At 67.6% G+C, this 18,672-nt stretch carries 17 protein-coding genes; 10 read left to right on the top strand and 7 right to left on the bottom strand.

Going from position 1 to position 18,672, the window contains the following annotated elements:
- Window positions 1–21: 21 nt before the first annotated feature.
- Window positions 22–1,494, bottom strand: coding sequence for a transglutaminase domain-containing protein (locus AC5P9I_RS16495; RefSeq protein WP_187756875.1), 1,473 nt, complete (start codon window positions 1,492–1,494; stop codon window positions 22–24).
- 132 nt (window positions 1,495–1,626) lie between these two features.
- Here AC5P9I_RS16495 and AC5P9I_RS16500 point away from each other — a divergent pair, with 132 nt between their 5' ends.
- From AC5P9I_RS16500 to AC5P9I_RS16525, 6 genes are all read left to right on the top strand, one after another.
- Window positions 1,627–3,063 carry a C40 family peptidase gene (locus tag AC5P9I_RS16500; protein WP_130768633.1) on the top strand — a complete coding sequence of 479 codons (1,437 nt, stop codon included), beginning with the start codon at window positions 1,627–1,629 and terminating at the stop codon, window positions 3,061–3,063.
- Window positions 3,064–4,158, top strand: a complete 1,095-nt coding sequence (locus AC5P9I_RS16505) for a dipeptide epimerase (RefSeq protein WP_014645715.1) — start codon at window positions 3,064–3,066, stop codon at window positions 4,156–4,158.
- 616 nt (window positions 4,159–4,774) lie between these two features.
- Window positions 4,775–5,623 carry a MurR/RpiR family transcriptional regulator gene (locus AC5P9I_RS16510; protein WP_130768632.1) on the top strand — a complete coding sequence of 283 codons (849 nt, stop codon included), beginning with the start codon at window positions 4,775–4,777 and terminating at the stop codon, window positions 5,621–5,623.
- A 15-nt stretch (window positions 5,624–5,638) separates the two neighbouring features.
- On the top strand, window positions 5,639–6,400 hold the full coding sequence (locus AC5P9I_RS16515; protein ID WP_130768631.1) for a L,D-transpeptidase family protein: 762 nt from the start codon (window positions 5,639–5,641) through the stop codon (window positions 6,398–6,400).
- On the top strand, window positions 6,397–7,698 hold the full coding sequence (locus AC5P9I_RS16520) for an APC family permease (protein WP_130768630.1): 1,302 nt from the start codon (window positions 6,397–6,399) through the stop codon (window positions 7,696–7,698). The genes AC5P9I_RS16515 and AC5P9I_RS16520 overlap by 4 nt, the downstream gene beginning before the upstream one ends.
- A gap of 110 nt (window positions 7,699–7,808) precedes the next feature.
- Window positions 7,809–8,132, top strand: coding sequence for a hypothetical protein (locus tag AC5P9I_RS16525; RefSeq protein WP_049468574.1), 324 nt, complete (start codon window positions 7,809–7,811; stop codon window positions 8,130–8,132).
- Window positions 8,133–8,176: 44 nt separating this feature from the next.
- Here AC5P9I_RS16525 and yiaA read toward each other — a convergent pair whose 3' ends face one another.
- On the bottom strand, window positions 8,177–8,629 hold the full coding sequence (gene yiaA / locus AC5P9I_RS16530; RefSeq protein WP_057494759.1) for an inner membrane protein YiaA: 453 nt from the start codon (window positions 8,627–8,629) through the stop codon (window positions 8,177–8,179).
- 168 nt (window positions 8,630–8,797) lie between these two features.
- On the opposite strand from yiaA, the gene AC5P9I_RS16535 reads away from it, so the two are divergent.
- The gene (locus AC5P9I_RS16535; protein WP_130768629.1) at window positions 8,798–9,967 is read left to right on the top strand and encodes a PQQ-dependent sugar dehydrogenase; all 1,170 of its coding nucleotides are present in this window, start codon (window positions 8,798–8,800) and stop codon (window positions 9,965–9,967) included.
- 551 nt (window positions 9,968–10,518) lie between these two features.
- Here the strand turns inward: AC5P9I_RS16535 and AC5P9I_RS16540 are convergent.
- The 5 genes from AC5P9I_RS16540 to tsaD form a co-directional block, all read right to left on the bottom strand.
- Complete coding sequence (locus AC5P9I_RS16540) at window positions 10,519–11,079, bottom strand: hypothetical protein (RefSeq protein ID WP_130768628.1); 561 nt, start codon at window positions 11,077–11,079, stop codon at window positions 10,519–10,521.
- 129 nt (window positions 11,080–11,208) lie between these two features.
- Complete coding sequence (locus tag AC5P9I_RS16545) at window positions 11,209–13,383, bottom strand: glycoside hydrolase family 3 N-terminal domain-containing protein (protein ID WP_130768627.1); 2,175 nt, start codon at window positions 13,381–13,383, stop codon at window positions 11,209–11,211.
- Window positions 13,384–13,511: 128 nt separating this feature from the next.
- On the bottom strand, window positions 13,512–14,783 hold the full coding sequence (locus AC5P9I_RS16550) for a mechanosensitive ion channel family protein (protein ID WP_130768626.1): 1,272 nt from the start codon (window positions 14,781–14,783) through the stop codon (window positions 13,512–13,514).
- Between the two features lie 90 nt (window positions 14,784–14,873).
- On the bottom strand, window positions 14,874–15,227 hold the full coding sequence (gene folB, locus AC5P9I_RS16555; protein WP_049465349.1) for a dihydroneopterin aldolase: 354 nt from the start codon (window positions 15,225–15,227) through the stop codon (window positions 14,874–14,876).
- A 424-nt stretch (window positions 15,228–15,651) separates the two neighbouring features.
- Complete coding sequence (gene tsaD / locus AC5P9I_RS16560) at window positions 15,652–16,677, bottom strand: tRNA (adenosine(37)-N6)-threonylcarbamoyltransferase complex transferase subunit TsaD (protein ID WP_049465351.1); 1,026 nt, start codon at window positions 16,675–16,677, stop codon at window positions 15,652–15,654.
- Between the two features lie 166 nt (window positions 16,678–16,843).
- Here tsaD and rpsU point away from each other — a divergent pair, with 166 nt between their 5' ends.
- The 3 genes from rpsU to AC5P9I_RS16575 all read left to right on the top strand — a co-directional run bounded on the left by rpsU (window position 16,844) and on the right by AC5P9I_RS16575 (window position 18,662).
- Window positions 16,844–17,059, top strand: coding sequence for a 30S ribosomal protein S21 (gene rpsU / locus AC5P9I_RS16565; protein ID WP_002808376.1), 216 nt, complete (start codon window positions 16,844–16,846; stop codon window positions 17,057–17,059).
- 133 nt (window positions 17,060–17,192) lie between these two features.
- On the top strand, window positions 17,193–17,636 hold the full coding sequence (locus AC5P9I_RS16570; protein WP_005415013.1) for a GatB/YqeY domain-containing protein: 444 nt from the start codon (window positions 17,193–17,195) through the stop codon (window positions 17,634–17,636).
- A gap of 105 nt (window positions 17,637–17,741) precedes the next feature.
- Complete coding sequence (locus AC5P9I_RS16575; RefSeq protein WP_049465353.1) at window positions 17,742–18,662, top strand: YihY/virulence factor BrkB family protein; 921 nt, start codon at window positions 17,742–17,744, stop codon at window positions 18,660–18,662.
- Window positions 18,663–18,672 lie beyond the last annotated feature (10 nt).

The following is an 18,672-nucleotide window of genomic DNA, read 5'->3' on the forward strand; positions in this document are numbered from 1 at the left end:
TGTGGAATGCGAGGTGTCGCGCTAGCGTTGCCTGGCTGGCAGTACCCGCCACTGGAAGTCGTAGCTCCATTGGTCGAAGTACAGGTTGCCGCCTGCCCACTCGGCCTCGCCACGCTGCGAGTCGACCGTTTCCGAGCGGTAATGCTGTCTGGCCGGCACGAAGCGCTGGCCGAAATCATCGTTGAAGGCGATGCGGTAGCCATCGAGGCCACCCAGATAGAAGTCGCGCAGCGCCGGTACATCGCTGGCCAGCGCGCCAGTGGTCACGTCCATCGGCAGCCAGCCATACGGCGCCAAGTAGACCTGTCCCCAGTCATGCAGATTGTTGTAACCACTGCCATCGTCGGAGAACACCATGCCCGACTGCCAGCGTGCGGGGATGCCGTTCAGGCGCAGCAGCGCGATCAGCAGCAACGTCTGCTGCCCGCAGTCGGCATGGCCGGCACGCAGCGCGTAATCGCTGATGTTGCTGAGCGTGGAATATTCGCGCGCACCGGCCCACGGAATGCGGTCGACCGCGGCAAACAGCCTGCGCACCACTTCATACGGGCGCGTCTCGCCCTGCAGCACCTGGTCGGAGAACAGCTTCAGCGCCGGGGTGAAGCGCACATGGGGCAGCTGTTCGGCCAGATAGGGCTTCAGGGCCGGATCGGCCGGGGTCGGTTGCACCACGGCCGGGTCGATCGCGGTATGCCGGGCGAAGATCGTGACCGCGTAGCGGATCTCGAAGCGGGTCGGCTGCCCGGCCACCGCGTTGGCTTCGAGGTAGGCGGTGCGTTGCTGGGTATGGGCCGGAGCCACGCGCGCCTTGCCCGGGGTGCTGCCCAGCCACTGCACCTGCTCCTGCTGGCCGGGGATCTCGCGCGGGTACGGAATCCAGGCACGCACGGTCTCGCCGGCCGGCACCGCATCGGCCTTCACCGTCAGCGATTGGATGAATTCGATGCGCTGCGGCAGCACCGACGCCTTGCCACGCTGCTCGGACGCGGCCACCACGCGCGCGTGGTGTGCGTTGAGCACTTCGTTCGGGCCCGGAGCGGGCATCGGCGCATCGGCGCGGCGGCGCGCGCGTGCTTCGTCGCTGAGCAGGAACAGATTCGACGGCGCGCGCTTGAAGTACCAACGCTCGCCGTCGATATCGAGATGCTCGATCAGGCCAAGCTGGTCCCAGCGCGCGAATTCCTCGTCGGTCAGGTCGGGAATCCAGCGGCGTACGGCGGCCTTGGCGGCAGCCTGGTCGAGGCTGAAATCCAAGCGGATGCGGCGCATGCGCTCGCGCTGGAAGGCCCCGTCGGCGGTATCGCCTGCCGTTGCCAGCAGCGCTTGGGCATCGCTGAAGCGACCGCTGTCGATCAGGTCGATCACCTGCGCTTGGCGCGTCCGCTGCTGGCGGCTATTCCCATCCGTGGCCTGCGCGGCAGACGCCCACAGCAGCAGCGCGGCACACAGGCCGGCAGCAGCAGGCAGACGTGGTTTGCGAACGGCAGGATCCACAGCGACACTTCCCCAGCGCGGGTGGTAACGGCTGTGTAACACGGGCCGGGATGCCGGTCAATAATTTATTCTTGCTTTCGCCGCCGAAAGGAATAAATATTCCAACAGGCATTCGAGGAGGGTGTGCAGCGCATGATCCTGGCTTCCCGCGAACGGCACCGGCGTTGGCCGCGCCGCGTGTCCCTGGCGCTGTGCCTGCTGGCCGCCCCGGCCTTTGCACCGGCGGCACCACCACCCGACCCAGGTGCGCCGCTGCCGTATGTGATCGGCCTGCACGAGGCCTACCTGACCCCGCAATACTGGGCCGCGCGTCTGGACAACGCCGATGCGCCGATCCTGGACCGCGCGCAGATCGAGGCGCAGAACGCGCGGATGCGGGCGCAGGACAGCCACCTCCAGGACATCGCGGCGTTGCCGGCGCAGCTTGATGCGGCGACAGTGCGTGCCAGCATCACCGCGCTGTCGCGCTGGCCCGCACGCGCCCTCTACAACGACAAGGGCCAGCCGATCGCGCCGGCGCTGCGCAGCGCGATCGAAGCCAACCTCGGCCTGGATGCGGTCCCGGCCGAGGTGGCACCGGCCTACGGGCTGGTGGTGAAGCGCGCGGCACTGCGTACCTTCCCCACCCGCGAGCGCGTCTTCAGCAGCGTCGGTGACACCGATATCGACCGTTTCCAGGAATCGGCACTGTTCCCCGGCGACAAGGTCGCCGTGGTCCATCGCAGCGCCGACGGCCGCTGGCTGTTCGTCCACAGCGAGCGCTACAGCGCGTGGATCGAGGCCGAGGCCATCGCCAGCGGCGACAAGGCCACCGTGCTCGGCTACGGCACGAAGGGCCCGTACCGGATCGTCACCGGTGCCACCGCGCAGACCGCCTACACCCCGGAAGAGCCGCGTGTCTCGCGCCTGCAGCTGGACATGGGCGTGCGCCTGCCGGTGTTGGCCGACTGGCCGGCTGCCGACCCGGTGAACGGCCAGCAGGCGCACGCATCGTGGGTGGTGCAGTTGCCCGTGCGGGAAGCCGATGGCCGCCTGAAGCTGGTGCCGGCGCTGCTGCCACGCTCGCAGGACACTGCCGCCGACTACCTGCCGCTGACCCCGCGCCTGCTGCTGCAGCAGGCGTTCAAGTTCCTTGGCGAACGCTACGGCTGGGGCCACGATTACGACACCCGCGACTGCAGCGGCTTTGTGTCCGAGATCTACCGCAGCTTCGGCGTACTGCTGCCGCGCAATACCAGCGCGCAGGCGGTCAGCCCCGCGCTGGATCGACTACCGTTCACCGGCAAGGACGGCAAGGCGGTGCGCGACCGCGCCGTCACCGACCTCCGTGTTGGCGACCTGGTCTACATTCCCGGCCACGTGATGATGGCCATCGGCCACGTCTACGGCCGCACCTGGGTGATCCACGATACGGCAGGCGGCAGCTGGTTCGGTGCCGACGGCAGACGTGTGCAGGCCCATCTCAATGGTGTTTCGGTCACGCCGCTGGAGCCGATGATGGCCAGCGATACCGTCCGCTACATCGACCGCATCACCAACATCCAGCGCCTGCGGGCCAAGACCCCCTGAATGAAGATCACTGCCATCGAACTGGGCATGCTGCGCGTGCCGTTGAAGACACCGTTCAAGACGGCCCTGCGCACGGTGGAAACCGTCGAGGACGTGGTCGTCCTGATCCGTACCGATACCGGCAACACCGGTTACGGCGAAGCCCCCGCCACCGCCGTGATCACCGGCGATACGCACGGCTCGATCATCGAAGCGATCCGCCACTTCATCGCCCCGCGCCTGATCGGCCAGGACGTGGTCAACCTCAACCACCTGTGCACGCTGGTGCAGACCGCGATGGAGCGCAACACCAGCGCCAAGGCGGCGGTGGAGATCGCACTGTACGACCTGTGGGCGCAGCTGCACGGTGCCCCGCTGTACCAGATGCTTGGTGGCGGCGACCCGGTGATCACCACCGACATCACCATCAGCGTGGACTACATCGACAAGATGGTGGCCGATTCGCTGTCGGCGATCGAGCGCGGCTTCGAGTCGCTGAAGATCAAGGTCGGCAAGGACATCGGACTGGACATCGAACGGGTCAAGGCCATCCACGCCGCCGTGGAAGGCCGTGCCCTGCTGCGCCTGGATGCGAACCAGGGCTGGACTGCCAAGCAGGCGGTGCATGCGATGCGTACGCTGGAAGACGCCGGCGTGGTGCTTGAACTGCTGGAGCAGCCGGTGAAAGCCGCCGACATCAGCGGGCTGAAGTACGTCACCGACCGCGTCAACACGCCGGTGATGGCCGACGAGAGCGTGTTCAGCCCGAGCCAGGTGATGGACCTGATCCAGCAGCGCGCGGCCGACATCATCAACATCAAGCTGATGAAGACCGGCGGGCTGTCCAACGCGATCCGCATCGCCGACATTGCCGGCATCTACGGCGTGCCGTGCATGATCGGCTGCATGATCGAATCGAGCATCAGCGTGGCTGCCGCCGTGCACCTGGCCGTGGCCAAGAGCGATGTGATCACCAAGGTCGATCTGGACGGCCCTTCGCTGGGCCAGTTCGACCCGGTCAGCGGCGGCGTGCATTTCAACGAATCGGAGATCAGCATCAGCGACGTGCCGGGGCTGGGCATCACTGAAGTGCGTGGGCTGGAGATGCTGGGTTGATCTGTGCCTTGCGGCTGGCCTGGCGTACAACTGACGTTGGGTCGGGCGTTACTTTTCTTTTCGCGAAAAGAAAAGTAACCAAAAGAAACGCTCCGCCGGCCGCGAGCCGACGTGCTGCGCACGCCGGTGCCCTGCGCTCTTCGGTCCGCCGAGGGAAGGCGCGGAACTCGCTGCGCTCAGACACCCGCGCCTCTTCGCCCTCGCCGGACCTGCGGTGCTCGGCTCGCTTAAAGGCGGACTCAACGTCAAAGGCAACAACGGCATCCCGTGGATCCACGCCATGCGTGGATGCTTTTGCTCTTGCTTCTGCTCTACCCCGTATCCCCTTCGCGGCTGGCACGCGCGCGATCTGTCCGGGGTCGGGCGGGTGGGGCTTGCAGGGGTGTCCGCGCCATGGGCCCGAGGCATGCCTCGGGCGGGTTGGGCAGGACGCCCAACCCCGGTCTTGCCGTTTGCGCAGGACAGCGCAAACGAGCAAGCGCGGCCAAGCCTCCATGGACGGATTCACGGCGTCCCCTGCAAACCCCACCCGCCCGACCCACTCCATGACCTGCTCTACGCTGCCAACCGCAACGCGTTCCCCTATGCTCCAACGGACGCCCCTCGGACACCCCGCATGCCGCCCCTGCTGAAGATCCGCACCGAGCGCGGGCAGATGTCGGCCATCGAGCGCCGCATCGCCGACTTCATCCTCGACAACGCCCACCTGCTGCGCGACTACTCGTCCCAGCAACTGGCCAGCGCGTTGGGCATCAGCCAGTCCAGCGTGGTGAAGTTCAGCCAGAAGCTCGGCTTCAAGGGCTACCCGGACCTGAAGTACTCCATCGGCCAGGACGTCGCCCGCGCCGGTGCCGATCCGCAGCAGGCGCCCGACGAACCCGACAGCGGCGATGACTACCTGCGCCTGGGCGAGGCCCTGCGCCGCAGCAAGGCGCAGGCCGAAGAGGAAACACGCCAGGCCAATCCACGCGCGGAGATCGAGCGCATCGTGCAGCTGCTCGACGGTGCGCCCAAGCTGTTCGTGTACGGCCTGGGAGACGACGGCCTGTTCGCCCGCGAGTTTGCCATGCGGCTGTCGCTGCTCGGGCTGCTGGTGGTACCCCACACCGACCCGATCCTGATGCTGGCCAACCTCTCGGCCGCACGGCCCGGTGACGCGCTGCTGGTGTTCTCCGAGTTCGGCAACCTGCCCCAGCTCTCGCAGCTGTCGCGGCAGTTCCAGGACATGGGGGGCAAGGTGATTTGCATCACCCGCCACACCGCCAACCCGCTGCGCGCGCATGCGGATGCGGCCCTGGCGGTCTGCGCCCACGACCGCACGCCGCAGGTCGCGCAGCTGCTGTACCGTAGCGCCATGCACGCCCTGCTCGATTTCCTGTTCGTGCTGCTCTGCCATGCCAATCCGGATCGCCAGCAGCAGCTTGCGGTGAACCTGGAGCGGATCGACCACCTGCTGGATTCCTGACCGGAGCGCATGTTGATGAGATCGCTGGTCCGCCTTGCCACCACTGCACTGCTGCTTGCCGCAGCGGTGTCCGTTCACGCGGCGCCGCTGGATGGCGCGCGCCAGCTGATCGTGGTCACCAGCGATGGCTGGGACAGCACCCAGGGGCAACTGCAGGCCTATGTGCGCGACGGCAAGGGCTGGCACCCGCATGGCCAGGCGTTCCCGGTGGCGCTTGGCCGCACCGGCAGCGCATGGGGCCTGGGCCTGCATCCGGCACAGGCCGATGGCCCGCAGAAGCAGGAAGGCGATGGCCGCAGCCCGGCCGGCATATTCGCGCTCGGCAGCGCGTTCGGCTATGCGGTCACCCGCCCCGGCACCGCCCTGCCCTACCAGCCGATGCTGGACAGCAGCTACTGCATGGACGTGCCCGCCTCGCCGTTCTACAACCGCATCGTGGATGAGAAGAAGGTCGGCAGCGCAGCGGTCAAGGGCTCCACCGAGCCGATGCGGCTGGACCTGCACAACAAGGGCGACGTGCGCTACCGGGAAGGCTTCGTGATTGCCCACAACCCGGACAACCAGCCCGGCAAGGGCAGCTGCATCTTCGCCCATCTGTGGCGCCAGCCCGGCGAGGCCACCGCCGGCTGCACGGCCATGCCGCAGGAACGCATGCAGGCACTGCTGGACTGGCTGCGGCCGCAGGACGCGCCGCGTTTCGTGCTGCTGCCGCGCGCGGAGTACAAGCGACTGCAGGCGCAGTGGCAGCTGCCTGCACTGAAGGGAGACGGCCGTTGAGCGCGCAGGACGAGCCGCAGCTGCAGCGCGCGGTCAGCCGCTGGCAGATCGTCGGCCTGTCGATCAACGATGTGATCGGCAGCGGCATCTACCTGCTGCCGGCCGCCACCGTCGCCCTGCTCGGCCCCTTCAGCCTGTGGGGCGTGGTCGCCGCCGGCATCGTCGTGGCCTTGCTGGTGCTGTGCTATGCGCAGGCCGCCAGCTACTTCGATGAACCCGGCGGCAGCTACCTGTATGCACGCGAGGCCTTCGGCCGCTTCGCCGGTTTCGAGATCGGCTGGATGATCTGGCTGACCCGCATCAGTTCGGCGGCCGCACTCAGCAATGCGCTGGCCGATGCGGTCGCGCGCTTCTGGCCATGGGCCGGTGCCGGCCTGGGCCGCATCGCGGTGATCGTGGTGTCGCTGGGCTTCCTCACCGGCATCAACATCATCGGCGTGCGTTCGGCCGCGCGCACCGGCGTGGTGCTGGTGATCGGCAAGATGCTGCCGCTGCTGCTGTTCGTGGCCATCGGTGCGTTCTACATCGACCCGAAGCTGGCCTTCTCCGGCCAGCGCCCGGACCCGCACGACCTGCAGCGCATGGGCGAGGCCGCGTTGTTGCTGCTGTACGCCTACGCCGGTTTCGAGAACATTCCCGCCGCCGCCGGCGAGTACCGCAATCCGCGCCGCGACATTCCATTCGCGCTGATCACCATGATCATCACCGTCACCGTCATCTACGGCGCGGTGCAGGTGGTGGCACAGGGCACGCTGGCCGGCCTGGCCAGCTCGGCCACGCCGCTGGCCGATGCCGCCGCTGGATTCGGTGGCGAAGCACTGGCGCTGATCCTGACCGTCGGTGCCACCATCTCCATCCTCGGCACCAACAGCAACACGATGATGATGGGCCCGCGTTTCCTGTTCGCGCTGGCACGCGATGGCTATGGGCCGAAGATCCTGGCCCAGGTGCATCCGCGCTTCCATACCCCGGCCGCGTCGATCCTGTGCCAGGGCCTGATCGCGCTCGGCCTGGCCCTGTCCGGGTCGTTCGTGCAGCTGGCCCTGCTGTCGATGACCACGCGCCTGTTCGCCTACATCGGCACCGCCGCGGCGGTACTGGTCCTGGCCAAGCGCTACGCCGACCGCCCGGGCGCGTTGAAGCTGCCCGGTGGACCGCTGATTCCGGTGCTGGCACTGCTGCTGTGCGTGGCCCTGTTTGCCAGCGCCAGCTGGCAGAACACTGCCGCCGCACTGGTCGCGTTTGCCATCGGCGCAGTGATCTACACGCTGCCGCGCAAGGATGCCAGCACCGGGTGACCGGCCGCATCAGGCCGTGCCGGTCGGATTGATCTGGCAATCACGTCGCTGGACCGGGCCATTAACCATCGGGCCGGCATGATCGGGTTTCGTCCACCACGGAGCCCTCCATGACCGAGTACCAGATTCCCGGCCGCGTGCCGGACGACAGCACCCCGCGTGATGCGATCAGCAACTACTGGCGCGAGCGCTACACCGCCGAACCGTACTACGACGACCAGCTGTTCTTCGAGGACTACGAGCCGGCCTACCGCATCGGCCACGCCGCGCGTGCACAGGACATCATCCGCGCCTATGAACAGGTCGAGGCCGAACTCGAATCACGCTGGGCCAACGAACGCGGCCGCAGCCGCCTGGAATGGGCGCAGGCACGCAATGCGGTGCGTCGTGGCTGGGAGGATGCACAGCTGGCGGATCCGCAATTGAAGCGATAGCGCCCTGCTGCTGTAGAGCCGAGCATGGGCTCGGCTCTACACATTCACTCCTGTTCCGGCAGCGGCGGCACGATCGCGCTGCGCTTGCTCTCGCCACCACCGGCGGCGATCAGGTCGCGGGTATTCTTCTGCACCGCCACCGCACCGAACAGCGACAGCGCATACGCCATGCCGTAGAAGCCTTTTTCACTGGGTGCCAGCGTGGCATTCCACAGGCCGACCAGCAGCAGCATCAGCGCCGACAGCAGCGCGAACCAGCACAGCGCGTAGTACAGGCCGCTCACCGGAATGCCTTCCACGCGATCGCGCACGCTCTTCTGCAGCGAGACCGCCGCGAACAGGCCGAACAGCAGCAGGGTCAGGTAGTAGCCCTTCTCGTTGAGTGCCATCGTGGCGTTGAACAGGCCGATCAGGTACGCCGCCGCCCCCAGCAGCAGCGCCACCCACGAGGCGGCGATGAAGGCGGTGGACGGCTTGTGGGGTATTGCAGTGTTCATTGCAGGTCCTTGGCAGGCAGGCGGGCACGCTTTGCCCGGGCGTGCCCACCCTAGACGATCGCGCTGCGCTCGCACAGGGGTCGCAGGACCTTCGGGCCACGACGCTCACGGCACCGGTGGTATACAAGGGAACGCCCGGCCATCCGCATCCCCGCCCTGGAGATACCCATGACCCGCACGCCCCTGCTGCTCGCCCTCGGCTTGGTGCCGATCCTTGCCACCTCAGCCTGCAATGCCGCCGACCCGGCCGCCAACGGCGCCCAGACCGCAGCGCCCGCAGCCTCCACCGCTGCCGACCAGCGCCCGTTCACCGCCACCGAAGTCAGCCGCTTCGACCAGCCGTGGGCGATGACCTTCCTGCCTGATGGCAGCCTGCTGGTCACCGAGAAGCGCGGCAAACTGCAGCACCTGGACCTGGCCAGCGGCCAGAAGCACGAGATCACCGGTGTTCCGAAGGTCGCCTATGGTGGCCAGGGCGGTTTCGGCGACGTGATCCTGCACCCGGATTTCGCCCGCAACCACGTTATCTACCTCAGCTATGCCGAGGAAGGCACGCTGGATACGCGCGGTGCGGCGGTGGCCCGCGCCACCCTGGCGCTGGATGCCAACGGCGGTGGCCAGCTGAAGGACCTGAAGGTGATCTGGCGGCAGAGCCCCAAGGTCAGCGGCGAAGGCCACTACGGCCATCGTCTTGCCTTCGGCCCGGACGGCAAGCTGTGGATCAGTTCCAGCGAGCGGCAGAAGTTCGATCCGGCCCAGGACATGGGCAGCAACCTCGGCAAGATCATCCGCCTGAACGACGATGGCAGCCTGCCGGCGGACAACCCGTTCGCTTCGCAGGGCGGGGTGGCCGCACAGGTGTGGTCGCTGGGCCACCGCAACATCCTCGGCATGGCCTTCGATGCCAGCGGCAAGCTGTGGGCTCACGAGATGGGCCCGGCCGGCGGTGACGAACTGAACCTGGTCGTGCGCGGCGCCAACTACGGCTACCCGATCGTTTCCAATGGTGACCATTACGATGGCCGCCCGATTCCCGACCACGACACGCGCCCGGAATTCGCCGCGCCGAAGGTGACCTGGACGCCGGTGATCTCGCCGGCCGGCTTCGTGATCTACAGCGGCAGCCTGTTCCCGCAGTGGAAGGGCAGCGGCTTCATCGGCGGCCTGTCGTCCACCTCGCTGGTGCGCGTGGCCTTTGACGGCGACAGTGCACGCGAAGCCGAGCGCTTCAACATGGGCGAGCGCATCCGCGAAGTGGAACAGGGCCCGGACGGCGCGCTGTGGCTGCTGGAAGACGGCAGCAAGGCACGCCTGCTGAAGCTCACGCCGAAGACCTGAGGTAGTGCCGGCCGCCGGCCGGCACCCTGGATCCTTCCAGCATCCTGCGGTTGCCGGCCAGCGGCCGGCACTACCCTTGCCAGACGACCCCGCACGCGGGGGACCTTCACTTCGGTCTTCGTGATGGGCGAGCGCATCCGACGGTGCGCTGTGGCTGCTGGAAGACGGCACTACCCTTGCCAGACGGCCCCGCATGCGGGGGACCTTCACTTCGGTCTTCGTGATGGGCGAGCGCACCCGACGGTGCGCTGTGGCTGCTGGAAGACGGCAGGTAGTGCCGGCCGCTGGCCGGCAACCTGGATCCTTCCGGCATCCTGCGGTGGCCGGCCAGCGGCCGGCACTACCCTTGCCAGACGGCCCCGCATGCGGGGGACCTTCACTTCGGTCTTCGTGATGGGCGAGCGCATCCGACGGTGCGCTGTGGCTGCTGGAAGACGGCAGGTAGTGCCGGCCGCTGGCCGGCAACCTGGATCCTTCCAGCACCCTGCGGTGGCCGGCCAGCGGCCGGCACTACCCTTGCCAGACGGCCCCGCACGCGGGGTCGTCTGCAATCACTGGATGGTGATGACCTTCACCTCGGTCTTCGTGCAGGCCTGGTCCAGGCACTGGCCACTCAACCACACCTGGCCGCTGCCGATCATCACGCCCTGCTGGTTGACGAACACCTTGCCGAAGTCCTGCTCGGACACCGCCTTGACCACCTCCGGCGTGATGATCTTCTCGTAGTTGCGCTGGAACTCTCCGGGGCCGGAGATCTTCTTTCCGCCGCTGATGTTCAAGGGGAATCGCACTTCCTCGACCACCGCAGCGCGATCTCCACCGACCACGGCGGCCTTGAACGCATTGAAGACCTTCTCGAACTGCGCGGCATCCCCAAGCAGCGACTCGATGCGCGCACGCGCATCCTCGGCGGACGCCTCGGCTGCCGGTGCGGTAAGTGCAGCAGGTGCAGCAGCGGGTTCGGCAGCCGGCGCCGCCGGTTCAGCGGCAGGCGTCGCTGCCGCGTTCGCTTCCATCGGCGGCGGCGCATCCACCGCAGGCTGCGCCGGCGGCTCAGGCTGCGAACAGGCCGCCAGCAGCAGGGCGGGAATCAGGTAGGCCATCCGGCGCATGCGCGCACTCCATCGAAACAGGAAGCCCGATGGTAGCGCCGCCACAGTGAGGACAACAAAAAGGGGACGGAGGGGATTAAGTCGTTAGTGGCACAAACGACTTAATCCCCTCCGTCCCCTTTTTCTTGATCAGGCCTTCAGCAGTTCGAACTGCACCGCTTCGCCGGCGGCCGACGATGCACAGACCCACAGGTCGAACTGGCCCGGCTCGGCACGCAGCACGCCATCGCGGCCGGTAAAGGCCAGCTGCTCGCGGGTCAAAGTGAACACCACTTCGGTCGACTCACCCGGCTGCAGCGCCACCTTGCGGAAGTCCTTCAGTTCACGCACCGGACGCACGCGGCTGGCCACGCGATCGTGGACGTACAGCTGCACCACTTCCTCGCCCGCCACGCGGCCGGTGTTGGTCAGCACGGTGGTGATGGTCAGGGTGTCGTCCCAGCCGAGCTGTGCCGTGCTCAGCTGCGGCACGCCGTAGGCGAAGGTGGTGTAGCCGATGCCATGGCCGAACGGGTACAGCGGTTCGTTGGGAATCTCGCGCCAGCGGGCCTTGAACTCCGACATGGTCGGCAGTTCCGGGCGGCCGGTGCGCGGGTGGTTGTAGAAGTACGGCTGCTGGCCGGACACCTGCGGGAAACTGACCGGCAGGCGGCCGGACGGGCTGTAGTCGCCGAACAGCACATCGGCCACGGCATGGCCGGTCTGCGTGCCCAGATACCAGGTCACCGCCACGGCCTGCGCATTGCGCACCGCGCCCTGCAATGCCAGCGCGCGGCCATTGCGCAGCAGCACCACCAGCGGCTTGCCGGTCATCGCCACGGCCTCGGCCAGCGCCTGCTGTGCCGGCGGCAGGGTGATTTCCACGCGCGACTGCGCTTCACCGCTGTAGCGCTGCGGTTCACCCAGCGCCAGCACCACCACGTCAGCACGCAGTGCGGCAGCCACAGCGGCTTCTGTGCCGCCGGGAATCGCGGCTTCCAGTTCGCAACCCGGCACGATTTCCAGCAGCGCTTCGTCGCCGATGGCGGCACGCACGCCGGTTTCCAGGTCCACGTAACGCTGCTTGTCGCCGAACAGCGTCCAGCAGCCTTCGATGTTCTCGCGGTCCTGCACGAACGGGCCGATCAGCGCGATCTTCTGCCCGGTCTTCTGCAGCGGCAGCACGTTGTCACGGTTGTTCAGCAGCACGATCGAACGCCGCGCAGCATCGCGCGACAGTGCATCATGCGCGGCAAGGTGCGAGGTATCCGCTTCACGCGCCGGGTCCAGCGACCGGTACGGGTCGTCGAACAGGCCGATGGTCTCCTTCAGCCACAGGATGCGGCGCACGCCCTCATCCAGCACCGCCATCGGCACCTCGCCGCTCTCGACCAGGCCCGGCAGGTGCTCGGCGTAGAAGCCGCTCTGCATGCTCAGGTCCAGGCCGGCGGTGAACGCCTTGGCCGTGGCATCGCGGTCATCGGCGGCGTAGCCGTGCGCGACCAGTTCCATGTCGGCGGTGTAGTCGGAGATCACCACGCCCGGGAACTTCCATTCGCCGCGCAGGATGTCGGTCAGCAGTTCGGCATTGGCACTGGCCGGCACGCCATTGATGTCATTGAACGAGGACATCACGGTGATCGCGCCGGCATCGAAGGCGGCCTTGAACGGCGGCAGGTGCACATCGCGCAGGGTCTGCGGCGAGATGTCCACCATGTTGTACTCCATGCCGGCCATCACCGCGCCATAGGCGGCGAAGTGCTTCGGCGTGGCCAGCAGCGAATCTGCCGCACGCAGGTCGCTGCCCTGGAAGCCACGCACGCGGGCGGCGGCGAACGCACAGCCCAGCACCACGTCCTCGCCGGCGCCTTCGGCGCCACGGCCCCAGCGCTGGTCGCGGGCGATGTCCACGGCCGGCGCATAGGTCCAGTGCAGGCCGGCAGCGGTGGCTTCGATCGCAGTGGCGCGCGCGGTGCGCTCGGCCAGGTCCGGCTCGAAGCTGGCGGCCTCGCCCAGCGGAATCGGGAACACGGTACGCATGCCGTGGATCACGTCGGCGGCGAGGATCACCGGGATGCCCAGGCGGCTCTCTTCGGTCGCGACCTGCTGGATGCGGCGGCCCAGTTCGGCGCCCACACCATTGAACAGCGAGCCGACCTTGCCCTCGCGCACCTGCTGCAGCACCTGGTCGGCATTGCGCACGTTGGCTTCCGGGTTCACGTCCGGGGCGAACGGGCGGACCATGTCCGCGAAGACACCCAGCTGGCCGACCTTTTCCTCGACGGTCATCTGGGCAATGAGGGATTCGATGCGATCGGAGGCCACCGGCAGTCCTTGATGAAAACGTTTACAAGCCCGGCATTCTAGCGATCCCGGGCGATTTTGCGAGAGGTTTCGTCATTCAGCTTCCTCCCCCGGCGGGACCCGCAGGCGCCCGTCAGGGGCACCGCAGCTTACTCCGACCCGGCCAGCTGGCGCCGCCCGGCCATCAACATGGCGTCGCTGGACGCCTGGAACACCCGCAGCCCGAAGGCCGGCAGGATCGCCAGCAGGTGGTCGAAGATGTCCGACTGCACGGCCTCGTACTCGCCCCAGGCGGTGCTGCGGGTGAAGCAGTACAGCTCCAGCGGCAGGCCCTCGGTGGTCGGCTGCAGCTGCCGCACCAGCAGGGTCATGTCGGTATGGATGCCCGGATGGCTGCGCAGGTAGCGCTCCACATACGCGCGGAAGGTACCCAGGTTGGTCACCCGGCGGCTGTTGACCTCGGCCACGCCCTGCTCGCGCAGGCGTCCGTTCCATTGCCCCAGCTCCTGCGCTTTCTCGCGCAGGTAGTCGCGCAGCAGCGCGAACTCGCCGAGGAAGGCCAGGTCACCCTCGTCCAGGAAGCCGACGCTGTGCTGGTCCAGGTACAGCGCGCGCTTGATCCGGCGCCCGCCGGCCTCCTGCATGCCGCGCCAGTTCTTGAACGACTCGGTCACCAGCTTCTTGGTCGGGATGGTGGTGATGGTCTTGTCGAAGTTCTGCACGGTGACGGTGTGCAGCGCGATGTCGATGACGTCACCGTCGGCATTCTGGCTGGGCATCTCGATCCAGTCGCCGATGCGCACGCGGCCATCGCCACTGATCTGCACGCTGGCCACCAGCGACAGGATGGTGTCCTGGAAGATCAGCATCAGCACCGCCGTGGCCGCGCCCAGGCCGGTGACCAGGTAGCGCAGATCGACCCCCGCCAGGGTTGCGACGATCGACAGTCCCGCGATCACGAAGATGACGATCTTGGCGACCTGCAGGTAGCCCTTGATCGGCTTGTTGCGTGCCTCGGGGCGGCGCTCGTAGAGATCATTGGCCGCATCCAGCGCATGCGAGAGGGCCAGCACCACGGTCAGGATCGCCCACGCCTGGCAGGCGCCGATGATGAAGCTGACCAGCCCCGGCGGCAGGTCCGGCACGATGCGGATACCCGAGGCGATCACTTGGCTGGGGACCACGTTCGACAGCCGCGAGATCACCCGCATCAGGTGGCTGCCGCGGCCGGTATCGGCGCCGGGAAGCCGGCTGAGCAGGCGCCGCAGGCCACGCAACAGGATGCGCTTGGTCACCCAGTTGGCCAGGCCTGCAGCGACCAGCAGGGCCGAGATCATCAACGCCAGGTAGGCGCCAGGATAGGGTTCCAGTGTGTTCTGCAGCCGTTCCAGCCACTGTACCGCCACCACCGCGTCCACCATCCGTTGTCTCCTGTCTGTTTCGTTGTTACCAAGATTGCCGGCCAGCGGCCGGCACTACCGGGGTTTCCGGCCGGTGGCCGGTTTGCCGGGTCAGTCGCGCGTGCGCTCGATGATCACGCCCACCGCGCGCGCACCGCGCACCGCACCGGGCTTGCTCAGCTTCAGGCGCAGCCACTTCACCTCGAACTCGTCCAGCACGATCTGCGCGCAGCGCTCGGCCAGGGTTTCGACCAGGCCGAATTCCGACTCGCGCACGAACTGTTCCAGGCGCTTGCTCACTGCCTTGTAGTTCAGGGTGTGGGCGATGTCATCGGTGGCCGCGGGGCGTCGGTTGTCGAAGCCCATTTCCAGGTCGAACACCAGGTCCTGGCGGATCCGTCGTTCCCAATCGTAGATACCGATCAGGGCGTCGATCGTCAGCCCTTCGATGAAAACCTTGTCCATTGCGCGTACCGGCACGAATACAGGCGGCCATGGTAACGGCACGGCGGTGAGCCTGCCCGGAACGGGCGGTGGGCGGCCGGCGTGAGGCGGCCCGGAAAAGACAAAGGGCCCTGCTGGGCGGGGCCCTTTGGTACCTCTCAACGTCCCCGGCGGGAGCTGGAATCCAGCCGCGAGTCCCGAAGCACACGATGCAGATCGTGGCTGCCTGACGCGGCGGCGTCGCCCGCAGCGTTTCACCCGGCGCTTCGAGGGAGCCATCTGGACGCGGGGCTTGAAGATTGCGTTACCGCAGCTGATCCACGCGCGCTGCCCGCACACCCTGGGCTGGCTGCAGCGCCATGAGCGTGCGACGACGGTGTTGGCGCAATCGCCATGGGCAGGGCGTCCGTAATGCGTCCGCCGGGCGAGTCCCGGCGCGTCCGGCTCATACCGCCGGCAGCGTCGCCATGTCCCAGCGCGGGGTCACGTCCACCTTCGGCGGGCTGTGCTGGCCGGCCTGCAGCCGCAGCGCGCCAGCGAAGGCGATCATCGCGCCGTTGTCGGTGCACAGCGCCGGCCGCGGGAAGCAGGCACGGCCGCCGAGGCGCTCGGCCATCTGCTGCAGGCGCGCACGCAGGCGCTTGTTCGCGCCGACGCCGCCGGCCACCACGATCACATTGGTTCCAGCCGCTTCCAGCGCGCGCTCGCACTTGATCGACAGGGTCTCGACCACGGCGTCTTCAAAGCCGCGGGCGATGTCGGCGCGGGTCTGCTCGCTCTGGTCACTGTCGCGCCAGGCCATCAGGACCTGGGTCTTCAGGCCGGAGAAGCTGAAATCCAGCCCCGGGCGGTCGGTCATCGGCCGCGCGAAGCGGTACGCGCCCGGCGTGCCCTGCTCGGCCAGCCTGGCCAGCTGCGGGCCGCCCGGGTACGGCAGGCCCATCAGCTTGGCGGTCTTGTCGAAGGCCTCGCCGGCCGCATCGTCCAGGGTCTCGCCCAGCAGCCGGTACTGGCCGATGGCGTCCACCGCCACCAGCTGGGTATGGCCACCGGACACCAGCAGCGCCACGAAAGGCGCTTCCGGCGGGTCGTCTTCCATCAGCGGCGCCAGCAGGTGGCCTTCCATATGGTGTACGCCCACTGCCGGCACCTCCAGCGCCCAGGCCAGCGAGCGGGCCACGCCCGCGCCGACCAGCAGCGCGCCGACCAGGCCGGGACCGGCCGTGTAGGCCACGCCATCGATATCGCCCACGCCGAGGCCGGCGTCGGCCAGGGTCTGGCGCACCAGCGGCAGCAGTTTGCGGACGTGGTCGCGGCTGGCCAGCTCAGGCACCACACCCCCATATTCGGCGTGCAGGGCGATCTGGCTGTAGACCGCGTGGGCGCGCAGGGCCGCGCTGCCGGACAGGTCGGTGTCATACACCGCCACGCCGGTCTCATCACAGGAAGATTCGATGCCAAGGACTCGCATGCCTGCTATTATGACGCCCCTGCCGCCCCCTCGGGGGACGTGCAGATCTCACTGCTTTCGAACCCCCGGCCCGTATTCAGGGTTGGCCGCTTGCAGTTTGTCTATTCGCCGCTATAATGTGCGGCTCGCCGGGCGTGACCCGGTTCTACTGTGTCCCGGAGATTCCATGCCCAGCGTCAAAGTCCGCGAGAACGAGCCCTTCGAGTTTGCTCTTCGCCGCTTCAAGCGCACTTGCGAAAAGGCCGGTGTGCTGGCCGAAACCCGCAAGCGCGAGTTCTACGAAAAGCCGACCCAGGAGCGCAAGCGCAAGGCCGCCGCTGCTGTGAAGCGTCAGCTGCGCCGCTCGTCGCGCGACGTCACCAAGCGTCAGCGCCTGTACTGATCGGACGCATCTTCATTGCGGCGGGCCTGCCTGTCGCGAGGGAGCCGAAGCCGGCACGCGCGAGCGTCGCCGGCTTTTTGCGTTTCCGGGTTCGGGCAGCCGCCCCGCCCCACCTACCACCACGAGGTTCCTCATGAGCATGAAGCAGCAGCTCACCGAAGACATGAAGGCCGCCATGAAGGCGGGCGAGAAGCACAAGCTGGGCGTGATCCGCCTGATCAACGCTGCCATCAAGCAGCGCGAAGTCGACGAGCGCATCGAGCTGGACGACACCGCCGTGATCGCCGTGCTCGACAAGATGGTCAAGCAGCGCAAGGACTCGGTCAGCCAGTACGAAGCCGCCAACCGCGAAGACCTCGCCGAGATCGAACGCGCCGAGATCGTGGTCATCGAAGCCTACCTGCCGGCCAAGATGGGCGAGGCCGAGATCGTGGCCGCCATCCAGGCCGCCATCGCCGAGACCGGTGCGTCCGGCCCGGCCGATATGGGCAAGCTGATGGGCGCCCTGAAGCCCAAGCTCGCCGGCCAGGCCGACATGGGCCTGGTGTCCAAGCTGGTCAAGCAGCAGCTGGCGTAACCCGGCACGCGGGGTCGGATCCCTTCCGCAGCGCGGAAGGGCTCTGACCCCATTGATGCACCCGCTTCACCGCACCTTCGTCGGTTGCCTGCTACAACCGCACACATGGTTGAACCCGAGCCCAACGTTCCCGTGTCCCTGCACAAGTACCTCAAGCGCCTGCAGGACAGCTTTCCGATGGCGGTGGCCAAGCGCTTCATCGACGTCGACGTGCTGACCCAGGCAGCCTCCGTCTCGTTCTACGCCCTGCTGTCGATGGCACCGCTGCTGGTGCTGCTGCTGTGGCTGACCGCCTCGCTGTACCCGCCGGCACAGCAGGCGCTGATCGAGCAGATCAGCTCGGTGGCCGGCAGCAGTGCCGCGACCGTGGCCGAAACCGTCCTGAAGAATGCCGACAACCAACCGGACGTCGGCTCGTTGGCGGGCCTGTGGAGCACGCTGCTGCTGTTCGTGGGCGCCACGGCCGTGTTCGCGCAGCTGCAGAACGCGCTCAACCTGATCTTCCGCACCAGTGGCGAGCGCCTGGAGGGCATCAAGGCCTGGCTGCGCAAGCGCGTGTTCTCGTTCGGCGTGGTGCTGGCCCTGGGCTTCCTGCTGATCCTGTCGATGACTGCCACCACGGTGCTGCAGGTGGCCTTCGCACAGCTGCCTTCGATCCTGCCGGCGCTGGGCTACGCCACCAGCCTGCTGCTGTACGCGGTGGGGTTCGCTTTCATGTACCACTACCTGCCCGACCGTCGCGTGGCGTGGCGCCAGGCCTTCATCGGCGGTGCCATCACGTCGGCGTTGTTCGCACTGGGCCGCTACGGCATCGGCGTCTACATCGCCACCGTGGCACCGGGCAGCGCCTACGGCTCGATGGGTGCGCTGGTGATCTCGCTGGTCTGGATCTACTACGCCACCGTCGTGTTCTTCGTGGGCGCGCTGATGACGGCGGTGATCGACGAGCGCCTGCGCGCGCGCCACCACCTGGCCGCAGCCGGCATTGATCCGGCAACCGCCAGCCAGGTGCCCGACAGGGGGTAAACTAGGGCGA

This window comes from Stenotrophomonas sp. YJH_SMC_29 (assembly GCF_059371235.1).